Below are 15,286 nucleotides of genomic sequence, written 5' to 3' on the forward strand. Positions count from 1 at the left end.
GAGGTCATGTCCGCGCTGGTGGTGTAGGAGGCGGTCAGCGCTGATCCGTTGTGGTTGATGTTAGGCGGCGGCGAGTTCGGTGGTGGCTTGGTCCGGTGGACGCGGTGGCGGCTTGGTCCTGTGGGGTGGGTGCCGGCGGCAGCTTGGTCCGGTGGACGCTGGTGCTGGCTTGGTCTGCTGGACGCTGGTGGCGGCTTGGTCTGGTGGGGTGAGGCGCTGGCGGCAGCTTGGTCCGGTGGATGTCAGTGGGAGCCTGGTCCGGTGGACGCTGGTGCTGGCTTGGTCCGGTGCTGGTTCGGTGGGGTGGGGTCGGCGGGGGCGCACGTCCACAACCCCGCCGGGTGGGTGCGGGCGCGGCATCGGCGGGTCGTCAGTGCAGCTGGATCTGGTTGACGTCGGGGGCTGGGCCCTCGTCGTTGAAGAACCGGATCCAGCTGGTGCCGGCCGGTAGGTGCACGCGGAGCGTCACGGTGGCGGGGATGCGCCAGTCGCCGGCGCCGCTCAGCGTGAGTGACTGCGTGGGGCCGTCGTTGACGGCGACGCGGAGCGTGCGGGTTTCGGCGGTCTCGTACGTGACGGTCATCGTCCGTTCGCCCGCCGCGGTGACGCCGGTGACCCGGATGGCGAGGGTGTTCGGTCCGCCGATGTAGCCGACCCGGCTGCCGCCCATGCAGGTCGGGCACTCGATGACGCGGGCGCCGTTGCGCAGGTTGGCCGCGTCGGCCGCGTGCAGGCTGATCGCCGCGAAGGTCGAGGACGCGGCAGGTGTACGGGGTGGCGAGGCTCCCGGGGCAGGCGCCGAGGTGCGTGGCAGCGCCGAGAGCGGCGTCGTCGGGGCGGGTGTGGTGAGGGTCGGCGTCGTCGGGACCGGCGTCGGCGAAGGCCCGCCCGGCGGGGGTGTCGAGGCGGTCGCGGCCGGCGGGTGGCCGCGACCGTCCGGCAGCACCAGCGGCGGCACGACCGTCGCCGTGGCGACGACCGCGGCGGCGAGGGCCACCCAGCCGGCCCGCCGTGCCCACTCCCGCCGCGGACCATCCACAAGGGACCCGGCGGCCGCCGCAGACGTGGAGCGCACACCGGGCGCAGACGACCCGCCGGATGCAGCGGCCGCTCCAAAGCCAGCCCCAGAAGCAGCGGGCGCACCAGAAGCGGCGGGCGCAACGGATGCAGAGGACGGGTCGGGCGCGGGGGACGGGGCGGTCATCGGCGGCCGGTCCACAGCAGGACCGCCTCCATGCGGCCGCGGACGTGCAGCTTCGCGAAGATGTGGTGGAGGTGGTTCTTCACCGTCTTCTCGGTCAGCAGCAGCCGGTGCGCGATCGCCGCGTTGGACAGCCCTTCCGCGAGCAGGTCCAGGACGTCCCGTTCGCGGCGGGTCAGCCGGTACCGGCCGAGCGTCTCCTCCTGCCGCTCCGCCAGCTCCTCCCGCGACGCCTGCGCCCGGACGGTCGCCGTCGCGACGGCCGCCGCGACCGGGGACAGCCACCCGTGCCCGGCGGCCACGGCGAGCACGGCCCGGCGCAGCTCGTCGGGGTCGAACGCGCCGTGCACCAGGTACCCGCGGGCGCCGCCGCGCAGCATCCGCCCGATGAGGTCGGGGTCGGCGTCGCTGGTGATGACGAGGACGCCGCTGAGCCGGCTCAGCTCGGCGAGGGCGGACAGCCCGTCGGCGACCGGCATCCGGTGGTCGAGGAGCGTCACGGCCGGGCGGTGCGCCTGTGCCTGCGTGACGGCCTCGCGCCCGTCCGCGGCCTCGGCGACGACCCGGACGCCGTCGAGGCCGTTCAGGTAACCCCGCAGCGCCGCCCGGACGATCGGGTTGTCGTCGACGATCAGGAGCTCGATCATGCCGGCACCGTCACCTCGACGGTCGTGCCGCGGCCGGGGGCGGACGCGACGTGCAGGCTCCCCTGGATGGTGCTCGCCCGCTCGTACATGCCGATCAGCCCGAAGTGCTGTGCGGTGCGCAGCTCGGAGAGGTCGGCGGGCAGCCCGAACCCGCGGCCGTCGTCGTGGATGCGCAGGAGCAGGTGCCGGCGGCCCTGGTGCAGGCTGACGGTGGTCCCGGCCGCCGACGCGTGCTGGGCGACGTTCTGCAGGGCCTCCTGGAGGATGCGGCACAGCTCGTAGCGGACCGCGACCGGCGGGTCGACCGGGGCGGTGACGAGTCGCACCGGGATGCCGTACACCTGCGACCAACGCCGGCAGATCGCCTGGACGGTGCCGGCGAAGTCGCCGTCGAGGGTGTCCAGGCGCAGGCCGTCGACGAGCTCGCGGGCCTCCTGGGCGGCCACCTCCGCGCCGCGGGAGACGGTGCCGGCGAGTTGCTCGGCGAGGTCTGGGTGGCGGCGCAGGGACTGGGGCAGCGCGAGCGCGGCGAAGCTCACCCCGCGCAGCGTCTTGGTGACGGAGTCGTGCAGTTCCCGGGCGAGGCGGGCGCGTTCCGACGCGGCGGCGGTACGTTGTGCCGAGGCGACGACCCGCACCGACAGCTCCATGTGGCGGCGCAGGGCGGCGGTCGCGACGGCGGCGCCGGCGGTGGCGAGGACGCAGCCGATCGGGAACGTGAGCATGAAGCCGGCGAGCTCCGGGTCGGCGCCGGCGGGCAGGACCGTGGCGGCGACGGTGTAGCCGAGCGCGGTGTAGCCGGCGGCGAGCGGCAGCGCGCGCATGCCGGCGAGGACCCCGGCGAGGGCGGACGCGCCGACGGCGCCGCAGTGGAAGGCGACCCCGCCGCCGTCGAGGGCGAGCACACCGGCGACAGCGAGCGCGTCGGCGGCGAGGACGGGGACCGGGTGGCCCGCGACGTGCGGGTGGCGGGAGAGCACGGCGAGCCCGGCGGCGGTGGTGCCGGCGACGACGGCCAGGGCCGCGAGGAGCGGGCGGGGGTCGGCGACGAGGCGGACCCCGACGGCGCCGGCGGTGAGCGTGGCGGCGGCCCGGGCGAGCAGCACCGCACGTCCCAGGGCGGCCGGTGCCACGACCCTGTCGACATGCTGCCCCACGGCCGGGACTCTACGCGTTCCGGCGCTGGTCACATAGACAGCGATCGGCGCCCCGCCATGACGGAACGGGGCGCCGACCGGTGTTCGTGCGTTACGGCAGCATGTAGTTCTCGTTGAGCGCCGCGCCGCGCTCCGGCTTGTACTGGTCGAAGCCGCGCGGGTTGCACTGCAGACCACCGTTGATGCAGTGGGTGGTCAGTGCGGCCAGGGTCGGCGGGTCCCAGGCGTTGTACACGTCGTAGTGGAACGAGTAGCCACGGCCGCTGGAGAACGCCACGTTCGCCATGTTGCCGCTGACCGGCCACGCCATCTTGAACTCGATCATGTTGACGGCGACCGGGTGCGACGACGGGCAGACACCCACGACCGGGTAGGCCATGTGCGCCTTGTGGTCGGGCGAGTCCAGGTGCAGGCCGTCCCAGCAGCTGGGGGCCTGGAACCGGACGTTGAGCTGGCTGCCCGCGACACAGTTGGCGGGAATGTCCCACTGACGGGTCAGGTCACCGCACTCGAAGCCCTCGACCGCGCCCGGGTGGTTCTTGAACTGGTCGAGCGTGGAGGACGGGCTGCCCACGACGTACCGCAGACCGGCCGGCATCGGCCGGACGCTGCGCCAGTCGAGGACGCCGCTCTTGTAGTAGATGACCTGGCGGCCGACGGGCTGCACGGCGACGCCGTTGTTGAGCAGGGTCGGCATCCAGTACGCGGTCTTGTCGCCCGGCGTGATGCAGGCGGTGGTGCCGGCCTGCAGCGACGACAGGGTCGTGTTGGCGTTGGTGGTCCTGTTGCCCATGAACGTGTGCGAGTGCGACGCGCCCGGCAGGCCGAAGAACACGATCGGGTCGTCGTTGAGGTTGCTGCGGCTCACCTCGCAGTTGGCCTGGAACTCGTGGTGCGTCGTCGGCGGGTTCGTCGCCGGCGGGGTCGCCGTCGACGGGGTCACGCCGGTGACCGGGTTGGGCGCGTCGACCCAGCCGGGGCCGCTGGTCGGCGGCGGGGTGCCGGTGGACGTGCCGTAGACCTTGAACTCCCACAGCGAGTAGCCGTAGCCGGTGCCGCGCTGCGTGCCGTACATCCGCACGTAGCGGCCGGAGCCGTTGACGTTGAGCGTCTGCGTGCCGCCCGTGCCGGTGGTGGTGCTGTAGATGCTCGTCCAGGCGTTGCCGTCGGGCGAGGTCTGGATCTGGAACGCCTTGCCGTAGGCGTTCTCCCACTGCAGGACGACCTGCGTGATGGTGGCGGTGGCGCCGAGGTCGACGCGCAGCCACTGCGGGTCGCTCCACTGGCTGCCCCAGCGGGTGCTCGGGTTGTTGTCGAACGCGCCGGCCGGCGGCGACTCACCGAGCTCCTGCGAGGAGGCGAGCGAGGGCTTGTTGAGCGAGAGCAGGGTGGCGTCGGCGGCGTCGGCGGCGGTCAGCTGGAACGCGCCGACGACCATCGATGCGACCACCGCGGTGGTGACCCCGATGGGGGCCAGGATTCTTCTGAGCCGTCTCGTACTCGGTCGTGTACTCATCGAGCTCCCAGGGTGTGGGCGGGCGCCGTCGCCGGTCCGGTGGTGCCTGACGCGCGTGAGGCGGTCGCGCGCGTCGCCGGTGCCGGCGGTGGTACCGGTGGCGGGGAAGCGCCCGTTGGAGAGCGCTCTCCCAAATGTTGCGCCCGTGTGGCCGGTCCGTCAATACGTGGCGACGCTCGGCGGGTGCGAAAGCGCACATTCCGGGCACAGCTCAGCGGAACTTAAGGCGCGAATGGAGAGCGCTCTCCGGTCGATCGTGTGGCGTGCCCGATTTGCGCCTACATAGCGTGGTTTGACTGATACTCTCCGTGCACGGCTGAACGGGAGGTTGCCATGCGGCGAGAGACCCCGCGGATCCTGCACGTCACCGAGTCGATGAACGGCGGCACGGCCGCCGCGATCGTCGAGTTCGTCCGCTCCACGCCCCAGTTCGAGCACCACCTGCTCTTCCGCGGCAGGGCCGGCGGAGGCCGCGCCCGCACGGTGGCCCCCGACCTGCCGGTCCGGTTCGAGGACCTGTTCGCCGGCAGCCGCGACGCCGGCGGCGGCCTGGGTGGTGGTCTGCTCTCGCTCGGCCGGGCGCTGCGCGAGATCCTGCCCGCCGTCGCGCCCCGCATCGTGCACCTGCACGGCAGCCGGGCCGGCCTCGTCGGGCGCACCGTGATCCCGGCGGTCGCCCGGTCCGCGACCGGGCCCGCGATCCTCTACACGCCGCACTGCTTCGGCTTCGAACGCACCGACCTGCTGGCCGTCGCGCTGCGCCTGCTGCGCGGCGCGGAGCGGGCCGTCGCCGCCTCGACCGACCTCGCCGTCTGCGTCAGCCCGCGCGAGGCCGGCCTCGCCACCGAGCTCGGCATCCCCGCCGTCGTCGTGCCCAACACGACCCGCGCCCGCACCGCCCGCCCGGACCGCACCCGGCACGTGGGGTCGGTCGTCACCGTCGGCCGGGTCGGCGCGCAGAAGGACTTCGAGTTCCTCCTGCGGGTCAAGGCCCTGCTGCCCGACCCGCCGGGGGTCACCTGGACGTGGGTCGGCGGCGGCGACCCACGCGGCGAGGCCGCCCTGCGCGCCGCCGGCGTCCGGGTCACCGGCTGGCGGTCGCCGGCGGAGGTGCGCAACCATCTCGCCGCCGCCGACGCGTACCTGCACACGGCCGCCTGGGACAGCTGCCCGCTGCCGCTGCTGGAGGCGGCCGCGGCCGGGCTGCCGCTCGTCGCCCGCAGCATCCCCGCCCTGGACTCCCTCGGCCTCGACCCGGACCTCGGCACCGCCGAGGCCGTCGCCGCCGAGCTCGCCACCGTCCTCGCCACCGGGCGACCGTCGCGGCCGCGGCTGCAGGAGGCGTTCGCCGCCCGGCACACGCCCCAGGCGCAGGCCGCCGCGCTCGCGGACGCCTACGCCACCGCCCTGGGCGCGATCCCCGCCCCGGTCCCGCGCGCGTCGCACCCCGCGGCTGGATCGTTGACCGAAGTGGAGGTGACCAGGCGATGAGTGTCACGGTCAGCGTCATCATGCCCGTCTGCAGGACCGCTCGCGCCCTGCCTTCACTGCTCGCGACCCGGGTGCCCGACGGCGTCACCGTCGACCTGGTCGTCGTCGACGACACCGACGAGCTGGGGCCGGTGCCTGCCGACGCGCCGTTCCCGGTGCGGGTCCTGCGGCACGACACCCCGCGCGGGCTGGCCGCGGCCCGCAACACGGGACTGGCCGCCGCGACCGGCGAGTACGTCTGGTTCGTCGGCGGCGACGACTGGGTCGACCCGGAGCTGCTCGCCTCGCTCACGTCGGCCGTGCTCGCCGTGCTCGGCGACGAGGACCGTGCTGACATCGTCGTGGCCGGCACGGTGCCCGTCACCGAGGACGGCGTCACCGGCCCGCCGCTGCCGTCCCGCGACACCGCCACCGTGTGGACCGGCCAGCAGGCCGTCGAGGAGTTCCTCTTCCGCCGCATCCGCTCCGGCGTGACGAACAAGCTCGTCCGCCGGGACCTGCTCGACGGGCTCACCTTCCCGCACGGGCCGCGCCACGAGGACGTCGCCGTCATGGCCTGGCTGCTGCTGCGGGCGCGGACGGTCGCGTTCGTCGCCGGCCCCGCGTACTTCCACCTGAGCCGCCCCGTGTCCCGCTTCAACCCGCGCACCGCCGAGCGCGCCGCCGCCGTCGACGAGGCCCTGTTCGTCCTCGACGGCTCCGGCTCGCCCGCCGCCCGGCAGCACTTCCGCCTCCGGGCCGGCGCCCTGGCGGTCGCGGGCGCCGCGGCCCGCTCGTCGGCGGGGGAGCTGTCCGCCGCCGCCTGGGACGCGGTCGGCGCCGCCCGCCGTGGCCTGCGCCCCCGCGACGCCTGGGCCGCGCTCCGGCACCGGCAGGTGGTCCTCGCCGCGGCGGTGCTGCTCATCAGGGCGGCCCCCGCGCTGTACGTCCGGCTCTACCGTGCCGCCCGCGCCGCCGACCGCCACCGCCACGCCCGCCTCGGCCGCCCGTGGCGCGGCGAGGCAGCCGCCCTGCAGTCCGCCGCCGGCGTCACGCTCGCCGCGGCCGGCACCACGTCCGCCGCCGTCAGCGCTACGCCAACCGTCCCGTCGCAGCCCGGCCCCGCCGACCAGGTCTCGCCGTGTGCCGCCGTCTCGAAGCCGGCGCCCGACGACATCGCCGACCAGAACGCCGCCTCTGCCGAAGCGGTGGGCGACACCGACGTCCGGGTCGTGGGTGATGCCGGCGCCGGCGTGGCCGTCGACGCCGACGTCCGGCCGGTGGGCGATGTCGCGGTTCGGGCGGGCGGTGATGCCGCCGTCCGGGTGGTGGGCGGCGCCGACGTCCCGGCGGTCGGTGATGCCGCCGTCCGGGTGGTGGGCGATGTCGACGTCTGCCGGGCAGCCGTCCCGGCGCAGGGGGCTGATGCCGCTGCCGCCCGAGCCGTCCCTGCCGACGGACCGGCACCCGCGGCCGGCGCGACACACGACTCGGCCGATGGGTCTGACCCGGCCTCCGATGTGATGGCCGCCGGTGCCGTGTCTGCCGAATCGGGCGGCGCCGACCCGGGCGTTCCGCGCGAGAGCGACCTCGCCGACGCCGAGCGCGACTAATCCCGTGCGGCTGGCATCATGCCCTGCTGACACCGGGCACGACTGACGCCAGGAGCGATCAATGTCCGCACCACGGGCTGCGGCGTTCAGGGAGCAGAAGCCACAAACCCGGGCATTGATCAGCGTATGTGTAGGCGGAGAGCTGTGAACCGGGGTGTTGTCCGTCCAGCGCCGTGACGGGCCGCCGTACCGTTGCGGAAAGGGCGGCAAGAGTGGCGGAAGGTGACGGAGGGCGGGCTCAGAGTTGCGGAGGAGCCGCGATCCCGAGCAGTCCGAGCCCGGTCGCCAGCGTCGAGGCGGTCAGTGCGCACAGCGCGATCCGGTTGCCCCGCAAGGGTTCGGGTGACCTGAGCACGGGGCACCGTTCGTAGAAGGCGGTCACCGCCTGTGCGAGCTCGAACAGGTACGTGCAGAGCCGGTGCGGCTCGCAGCCGGCCGCGACGCCCGCGACGACGTCGCCGAAGCCGTCCAGCCGCAGGATCAGCGCCCGCTCCACGTCCTCCAGCGGCGCGTCGGCCCGCACCGGTGGCACGGCGGAGCCGGCCTTCGCCAGCACCGACCGCAGCCGTGCGTGCGCGTACTGCAGGTACACGCTCGTGTTGCCGGTCAGCGCCATCATCCGGTCCGGGTCGTACAGGTAGTCGCGGGTCCGGCTGGTGGACAGGTCGGCGTACTTCACCGCGCCGATCCCGACCTCCCGGCCCCGCTCGGCGAGCTCCGGGGCGGGCAGCGAAGGGTTCTTCGCCGCGACGACCGCCGTGGCCCGCTCGACCGCCTCGCCGAGCAGCCCGACGAGCGGGGCCGTGTCGCCGGACCGGGTCTTGAACGGCCGCCCGTCCGCGCCCAGCACCACCCCGAACGCGGCGTGCACCGCCTCGACCTCCGGCGGCAGCCAGCCGGCCCGCCGTGCCGTGTCGAACACCATCCGGAAGTGCGGCGCCTGCCGGGCGTCGACGACGTAGACGATCCGGTCGGCCCGCAGGGTCGTGACCCGGTGCCGGACGGCGGCCAGGTCGGTGGCGGGGTACCCGAACCCGCCGTCGCTCTTGCGCACGATGAGCGGCGCGTCGGCGCCGTCGGCGAACACGCACAGCGCCCCGTCGCTGACCCGGGCCACGCCCGCGGCGGCAAGGTCCCCGGCGACGCCGGCCAGCATCGGGTTGTAGCTGCTCTCCCCGGCGATGTCGGCGGCGGTGAGCAGGACGCCGAGCCGCTCGTACACGTCGGAGAAGTAGCGCGTCGACTCCTCGACCATCGCGTGCCAGACGGCGAGGCTGTCCGGGTCGCCGCCCTGCAGCGCCACGACCCGCGCCCGCGACCGCGCCGCGAACGCGGGGTCGGCCTGGAACAGCGCGTACGCCGTCTTGTACCGCTGCGTGAGCGCCGCCGTGTCGGCCGGGTGCTCCGCCAGGTACTGGATGAGCATCCCGTACTGGGTGCCCCAGTCGCCGATGTGGTTCTGCCGCACGACAGTGCCGCCGAGGTGGGTCAGGACCCGGGCGAGGGCGTCGCCGATGATCGTCGACCGGAGGTGCCCGACGTGCATCTCCCTGGCCACGTTCGGATGCGAATAGTCCAGCACCGTCCGGACGCCGGTCTCCGGCAGCCCGACCCCGAGCCGCGGGTCGGCGAGCCGCTCCGCGACCCGGCCGAGCAGCGCCTCCCCGGTCAGCGTGACGTTGAGGAAGCCGGGCCCGGCGACCCGCACGTCCGCGACGATGCCGCCGGGCAGCGCGGCGGCGACCCCAGTGGCGACCCCAGTGGCGACCTCAGCGGCGACCTCAGCGGCGAGCTGCCGCGGTGGCCGCCGCAGCGTCCGGGCGAGCGCCAGGACGCCGTCGGCCTGCAGGTCGGCGTGCTCCGACAGGCGGACCTGAGGGTCGAAGCCGGCCGGGACGGACGGGAGGGCGGCGGTGATCCGGGCGGCGAGCAGCGCGGCGAACGACGGCACGACCATCGTGAGGCTCCAAACGAGAACGGCGAAAGGCGGGCGGCAGGGACGGACGGCGGTGTGGTTACCGTCGTCGTCGCGTGGCCGCGCTCGTCGTCGTCATGGTGCGTCCACCATAGCCGCGGATTCCAGTAGGGTCGCCGCATATTCTCGCGACGGGTCAGGCTCGGCATGCTGGCGGTCGCCATCGGCCTGGTCACGGTCGGTGTGCCACCGCTGCTGCTGCCGCGCGACCGCAACTCTCCGTCCTCAGCCGCTCCCGCAGCGGTTGCTCCGCCTGTACCGGCGGCCGGCGCCTCGCCGTCCGCGGTCGGCAACTCGGGTGGGTCTGCGGCGCAGTCGCAGCCCGCGTCCCCGGTTGCTCCAGCGGCGTCCCCGTGCGGCACCGCCGGCAGCGCCAGGCCAGCCTGCACCGTCTACGGCGCCGCCGTCGGCACCGGATGGAGCGTCCGCAGCGTCGGGGTGAAGGTCGTCACCGACGGCGTCGTGCCCGGCACCGACCAGGTGGCGCTGCGGGTCGAGCCGAAGGAGAAGACCGCCGCCGTCGCCCTCGTCGCCGCCACCCCGGTGGCCGCGACCCGCCTCACGTTCCGCGTCTACGGCGGCCGCGTCCACGGCACGGTCCTGCGCGTCACGGTGTCCGCGACACCCGACCCGGCCGGCACGCCACCGCTCGTGCTCACCGCCCCTGTCGACGTGTGGACCCCGTTCGACGTCGACCTGCGCGAACTCGCGCCCGGCCGCCCGGTCCGCCGCATCGACCTGGTCGTCGCGACCGACATGCTGCCCAACGCCTACCGGTTCTTCGTCGACGACCTCCAGCTGCGCTGATGACTCCACATCCGGTCCAACCAGCGGCGCCCGCGGCGATCGCGCGGGCGGTGCTGCTCGGGCGGGCGGCGATCGCGGCGACCGCGGCGGCGGCCGGGCTGCTGCTCGTCGACGACTGGTGGCGGATCGTGGCGGTGATCGCGACGGTCGCGGCCGGCACCGTCGCGGAGGTGAGCGCCCTGACGCGGTGGCCCGCGGTGACCCGGCACCCGTGGCCGGTGCTCGCCGTTGACCTGGCGGTCGCCGTGGCGGTGCTGGCGCTCAGCCGGGGCGGGATGGCGTTCTTCTGCTACGTCGCCGGGTCGGCCGCGCTCGGCGGGGCGCTGCTCGGGATGCGGGCGCTGCTGCTGTGGGTGGTGCAGGCCGCTCTCGGGTTCGCCGCCGCCGGGGCGGTCCTGCGCGCCAACGACCCGCCGCCGGACGTGGCCGCGTTCGTCGTCGCGTTCCCGATGATCAGCGTGCTCGCCGGGATCGGGGCGGCCGCCGCGGCCGGAGCCCTGCAGCGCCACCTGGACCTGGCCGTCGATGTGGTCGCCGCCGCGCAGCGCTCCGCGGCCGCCTCCGAGCGGGCCAGGCTGGCCCGGGAGCTGCACGACTCGGTCGCCAAGACGCTGCGCGGGGTGTCGTTCGCCGCGCTCGCCCTGCCGCAGTCGCTGCGCCGCCACCCGGACCTGGCCGAGCGGCTCGCCGGCACCGTCTCGCGCGGCGCGGAGGCCGCCGCCCGCGAGGCCCGCGAGCTCCTCGAGGGGCTGCGGATCGACCACCTCGACCTCAGCTTCGCCGACACGGTCAGGGCGACCGCCGGCGACTGGTCGGACCGGTCCGGGGTCCCGGTCCGCGTCGACGCGGAGCCGGCGGAGCCCGGCGTCGAGGTGCGCTACGAGCTGGTGCGCATCCTGGCCGAGGCGCTGCAGAACGTCGCCCGGCACGCCGGCGCGTGGCGGGTCGACGTCGCGGTCCGCCTGGGCGGCGACCGCCTCGAGCTCAGGGTCAGGGACGACGGCCGTGGCTTCGTCCCGCGGGACCTCGCCGTGCTGCAGGCCGACGGCCACCTCGGCATCGTCGGCATGGCGGAGCGGGCGCGCACCGTCGGCGGGTCGCTGCGCGTGTCCTCCGTACCCGGCCGGGGCACCGAGATCATCGCCGCCGTCCCGCTGGAGGCCCTGCCGTGACGATCCGCGTGCTCGTGGTGGACGACAACCCGGTCGTGCGGGAGGCGCTGCGGGGCGTGCTCGACCTCAGCGACGACGTCCGGGTCGTGGGGGAGGCCGGCAACGGCCGCGACGCGCTCGCCCTCGCGCTGCGGCACCGGCCCGACGTGACGCTCCTGGACCACCGCATGCCGATCGCCGACGGACTGTCCATCGTGGACGAGCTGGCCCGGCACACCGCGGTGCTCGCCCTCACCAGCGACGCCACGCCCGGGGTGATCGCCTCGATGCTGCGCGGCGGCGCCCGCGGCTACCTGGTCCACGGCCACTTCGACCCGCCCGACCTGCTCCGCGCCGTCCACGCCGTCGCCGCCGGGCAGGGCTGGCTGTCGCCGGTCGCCGCGTCCGTCGCCACGTCCGCGCTGCGCGAGCAGGGCAGCCGGCGGGCGGCCCGGGACCGGTTCGGCCTCACCGACCGCGAGCGCGACGTCCTCGACCTGCTCTGCGACGGGCTGTCCAACGCGGCGATCGCCGACCGGCTGCGGCTGACCGAGAAGACGGTGAAGAACCACCTGTACAACATCTTCGCCAAGCTCCAGGTCGGCAGCCGCACCGAGGCGGTGGTCCGCTGGAGCACTGGGACTTTCGACTCATGACCGCCGGGGCGGGCCGGTCATAGGTTCGGCGGCGGGTGGCACCGTCGAACCGAAAGGCACCACAACCGTGCGCAGACAACTCGGGCTTCTCCTGGCGGCGGGCCTGCTGCTCGCCGCCTGCGACCCCGACCAGGGCCCGATCGTGACCGGTCAGCCGGCGCCTTCGTCGCCTTCGTCGTCCGTACCGGCGAATCCGACAAATCCGGTAAGTCCGTCAGCGTCCGGGACCGGGTCCGCGGCGCCGGTGCCGACGGCCACCGCCTCGCCGGTCAAGACGTTCACCGACAAGCCACCGCAGGCGCAGTACCGCGAGTTCCACGCCAACTGCACCGAGACCCACCGGCTCAGCGACGACCCGATCGTCTTCCCCGGGCTCGCCGGCGCCGCGCACAACCACACGTTCGTCGGCAACCCCGCCGCGAACGCGACCTCCACCCCGCAGACCCTGCTGAAGGGCAGGACGTCCTGCGAGGACACGCTCGACGCGTCGTCCTACTGGTTCCCGACGCTGACCCGCAACGGCGCCGTCGTGCAGCCCGAGAAGGTCACGATCTACTACAAGTCCGGCGTCAAGGACTACCGGACCGTGCAGCCGTTCCCCGCCGGGTTCCGGCTCATCGTCGGCGACATGCGGCTGCAGGACGCCGGGCAGTTCACCGGCACCTGGAACTGCGGGAGCTACCTCGGCAAGGCCATCCCGCCGTCGTGCCCGCCGGGGTCGTCGCTGATCGTCCGGATGCAGGCGCCGAGCTGCTGGGACGGGCGCAGCCTCGACAGCGCCGACCACAAGTCGCACGTCGTCTGGCCGGTGCAGGGCGTGTGCCCCGCGGGCAACCCGGTGCCGCTGCCCATGTTCGAGATGAAGGTGCCCTACAAGCTGCCCGGCGGCGACACCTCGGGCCTGCAGTACTCCTCCGGCAACGGCTCCTCGTTCCACTACGACTTCATGAACGGCTGGGACGCCGCCCGCCAGGCCGCGCTCGTCGCCCACTGCATCAACGGCGGCCGCCAGTGCAACGGCTACGGCATCGACCAGCACAAACCGTAATCGGCGCGACGGGCCCGGCGGCCGCTCAGGACGGGGCGAGCCCGGTGGCGTAGGCGAGGATCACCAGCTGCACCCGGTCGCGGACGCCGGCCTTCGCGATCGCCCGGGTCACGTGGGTCTTCGCGGTCAGCGGGCTGATGAACAGCTCCCGCGCGATCTCCTCGTTGGACAGCCCGGCGGCGACCAGCCGGACCACCTCGACCTCCCGCGGGGTCAGCCCGGCGAGCCGGTCGTCGGGCACCCCCGACGGCCCGGCCGGACGGTGCGCGAACTGCCCGATCACCCGGGCCGTGACGCTCGGCGACAGCAGCGCCTCGCCGGCCGCCACGACCCGGACCGCGCGGCGCAGCTCGTCGGGCTCGACCTCCTTGGTGAGGAAGCCGCTCGCGCCGGCCCGCAGCGCCGCGAACACGTTCTCGTCCGTCTCGAACGTCGTCAGGATCACGACTCTCGTCCCGGCGAGCTCCCGGTCCGCGACGATCCGCCCGGTCGCGGCGATCCCGTCGAGGCCGGGCATCCGGATGTCCATCAGCACCACGTCGGGCCGCAGCCGCCGGGCCTCCCGGACCGCCTCGTCGCCGGTGGACGCCTCGCCGACGACCGTGATGTCCCTCGTGCGCCGCAGCAGGCTGCTGAACCCGGCGCGCACGAGGGCCTGGTCGTCGGCGAGCAGCACGTTGACCGTCATGCGGGAATTGTCGCGTGTACGGTGAAACCCCCGTCGCCCCGCGTGGTGAGCGACCCGCCGAGCGCCTCGACGCGCTCGCGCATGCCGGTCAGCCCGTGCCCTTCGGCCCGCCGGGAGCCCGCGCCGTCGTCGGTGACCGTCACCTCCGTCACCGGCCCGTAGCGGACGTCGACGGTGACGGTCCGCGCGCCGGCGTGCCGGACCGTGTTCGTCAGTGCCTCCCGCACCACCAGGCCGACCGCCGTGCGGACCGGCAGCGGCGCGTCCCCGCCGGCGACGGTGAGCCGCGCGTCGAGCCCCGCCTCGCGTACCTGCGACACCAGCGCCGCGAGGTCCAGCGGCTCGGCGGGCGGCCGGCGGTCGTCGCGGAGCACCCCGACCAGCGAGGACAGGTCGCCCATCGCCTTGCGGCGCACGTCCTGGGCCAGCCGCAGCGCCTCCCGGGCCTCGTCCGGCGCGCTGTCCAGGGCGTCCGCGGCCACGTTCAGGTGCACCCCGACGACGGTCAGCGTGTGCGCCACCGTGTCGTGCACCTCCCGCGCGACCCGCAGCCGCTCCTCGGCCCGCTGCTGCTCGATCGCCGTCCGCGTCCAGCGCTGCCAGCTGCCGGCCGCGACGGTCACGGCGAGCGCCGCCGTCAGCCACAGCGCGTCCGGCCCGACGTGCTGCAGCGTCCGCGCCGCGCCGTGCTGCAGCACCGTCCACTCCAGATTGAACGCCGTGACCGCGTGGACGGCCCCGATCGCGACGACGACCCGCAGGCGCGGCTTGGGGGCCAGCGTCGCCGACACGTACAGCAGCGTCACCGGCCACAGCCAGCCGCCCGTCGTCAGCTCCGCCACGCGCATCGCCACGACGCTGCAGATGCCCGTCACCAGCCCGGTGATCGGCCACCGCAGCTGCGCCCAGAGCAGCGCGGCCAGGGCCGTGGCGAGCGGCAGCGACCCCTCCGCGAGGTGCTCGCCGGACCCGCTGAGCACGGCGATGAACGTGACCGCGGCGAACGCGGCGACCATCTTCCTCTTCGTCATGGTGCCGAACGCTATGAGCGCGGCGTCGCCAGGTCGTCGTCCGCGTGGAGGCACCGTCCCGTACACCATTTGGAGTATCAGGCAGCAGGCTGACGCATGCCCGCCGTCTCTGGTTAGCGTTTCGGGCCATGGAGCACCGCTGTGGCAAGCATGCCGTCCTGGCCAACCCGGCGTCGCGCATCCCGATCTGGATGGAGTGCGCCGTCCACCGCTACACCCCGTACCAGATCGACCGCCGCTTCGCCGTCATCGTGAGCCTGGACTTCTCCTACGAGGAGACCGCCAACCTCTCCTGGATCATCGAACACGGCATGCTCTGAGGCCGG

14 protein-coding genes are annotated in these 15,286 nt (G+C 74.5%); 7 read left to right on the plus strand and 7 right to left on the minus strand.

Annotation, left to right across the window (positions count from 1 at the left end; all coding sequences use genetic code 11):
• Positions 1-370: 370 nt before the first annotated feature.
• From ABD332_RS32015 to ABD332_RS32030, 4 genes are all read right to left on the minus strand, one after another.
• Positions 371-1,039, minus strand: a complete 669-nt coding sequence (locus tag ABD332_RS32015) for a carbohydrate-binding protein (RefSeq protein WP_344506067.1) — start codon at positions 1,037-1,039, stop codon at positions 371-373.
• 161 nt (positions 1,040-1,200) lie between these two features.
• Positions 1,201-1,848 carry a response regulator gene (locus tag ABD332_RS32020; protein WP_344506068.1) on the minus strand — a complete coding sequence of 216 codons (648 nt, stop codon included), beginning with the start codon at positions 1,846-1,848 and terminating at the stop codon, positions 1,201-1,203.
• The gene (locus ABD332_RS32025; protein ID WP_344506069.1) at positions 1,845-3,005 is read right to left on the minus strand and encodes a sensor histidine kinase; all 1,161 of its coding nucleotides are present in this window, start codon (positions 3,003-3,005) and stop codon (positions 1,845-1,847) included. Before ABD332_RS32025 ends, ABD332_RS32020 begins: the two co-directional genes overlap by 4 nt.
• A gap of 91 nt (positions 3,006-3,096) precedes the next feature.
• Positions 3,097-4,443 carry a DUF1996 domain-containing protein gene (locus ABD332_RS32030; protein WP_425552330.1) on the minus strand — a complete coding sequence of 449 codons (1,347 nt, stop codon included), beginning with the start codon at positions 4,441-4,443 and terminating at the stop codon, positions 3,097-3,099.
• 411 nt (positions 4,444-4,854) lie between these two features.
• On the opposite strand from ABD332_RS32030, the gene ABD332_RS32035 reads away from it, so the two are divergent.
• Entirely contained in the window at positions 4,855-6,012 is a 1,158-nt protein-coding gene (locus tag ABD332_RS32035; protein WP_344506071.1) for a glycosyltransferase family 4 protein, read from the plus strand.
• Positions 6,009-7,604, plus strand: coding sequence for a glycosyltransferase (locus ABD332_RS32040; RefSeq protein WP_344506072.1), 1,596 nt, complete (start codon positions 6,009-6,011; stop codon positions 7,602-7,604). The genes ABD332_RS32035 and ABD332_RS32040 overlap by 4 nt, the downstream gene beginning before the upstream one ends.
• Positions 7,605-7,842: 238 nt before the next feature.
• Here ABD332_RS32040 and argS read toward each other — a convergent pair whose 3' ends face one another.
• Entirely contained in the window at positions 7,843-9,561 is a 1,719-nt protein-coding gene (gene argS / locus ABD332_RS32045; RefSeq protein WP_344506073.1) for an arginine--tRNA ligase, read from the minus strand.
• Between the two features lie 165 nt (positions 9,562-9,726).
• Between argS and ABD332_RS32050 the strand changes: the two genes are divergently transcribed.
• From ABD332_RS32050 to ABD332_RS32065, 4 genes are all read left to right on the plus strand, one after another.
• Positions 9,727-10,386, plus strand: a complete 660-nt coding sequence (locus ABD332_RS32050) for a hypothetical protein (RefSeq protein WP_344506074.1) — start codon at positions 9,727-9,729, stop codon at positions 10,384-10,386.
• Entirely contained in the window at positions 10,386-11,558 is a 1,173-nt protein-coding gene (locus ABD332_RS32055) for a sensor histidine kinase (protein WP_344506075.1), read from the plus strand. Before ABD332_RS32050 ends, ABD332_RS32055 begins: the two co-directional genes overlap by 1 nt.
• Positions 11,555-12,193 (plus strand): LuxR C-terminal-related transcriptional regulator, encoded by a 639-nt coding sequence (locus ABD332_RS32060; RefSeq protein WP_344506076.1) that lies wholly within the window; start codon positions 11,555-11,557, stop codon positions 12,191-12,193. Before ABD332_RS32055 ends, ABD332_RS32060 begins: the two co-directional genes overlap by 4 nt.
• Before the next feature lie 67 nt (positions 12,194-12,260).
• Positions 12,261-13,241 carry a DUF1996 domain-containing protein gene (locus tag ABD332_RS32065; RefSeq protein ID WP_344506077.1) on the plus strand — a complete coding sequence of 327 codons (981 nt, stop codon included), beginning with the start codon at positions 12,261-12,263 and terminating at the stop codon, positions 13,239-13,241.
• A 25-nt stretch (positions 13,242-13,266) separates the two neighbouring features.
• Here the strand turns inward: ABD332_RS32065 and ABD332_RS32070 are convergent, their stop codons facing one another.
• Together ABD332_RS32070 and ABD332_RS32075 are read right to left on the minus strand one after the other, a co-directional pair.
• Positions 13,267-13,929 carry a response regulator gene (locus tag ABD332_RS32070; RefSeq protein ID WP_344506078.1) on the minus strand — a complete coding sequence of 221 codons (663 nt, stop codon included), beginning with the start codon at positions 13,927-13,929 and terminating at the stop codon, positions 13,267-13,269.
• A complete protein-coding gene (locus tag ABD332_RS32075) occupies positions 13,926-14,960 on the minus strand; it encodes a sensor histidine kinase (RefSeq protein WP_344506079.1) in 1,035 nt (344 codons plus the stop codon). The genes ABD332_RS32070 and ABD332_RS32075 overlap by 4 nt, the downstream gene beginning before the upstream one ends.
• A 128-nt stretch (positions 14,961-15,088) precedes the next feature.
• On the opposite strand from ABD332_RS32075, the gene ABD332_RS32080 reads away from it, so the two are divergent.
• Positions 15,089-15,280: a hypothetical protein gene (locus ABD332_RS32080; protein WP_344506080.1), complete on the plus strand. Its 192-nt coding sequence runs from the start codon at positions 15,089-15,091 to the stop codon at positions 15,278-15,280.
• The last annotated feature ends 6 nt before the right edge of the window (positions 15,281-15,286 follow it).

Origin of the sequence: Dactylosporangium maewongense, assembly GCF_039531485.1 — a bacterium.
GTDB lineage: Bacteria > Actinomycetota > Actinomycetes > Mycobacteriales > Micromonosporaceae > Dactylosporangium > Dactylosporangium maewongense.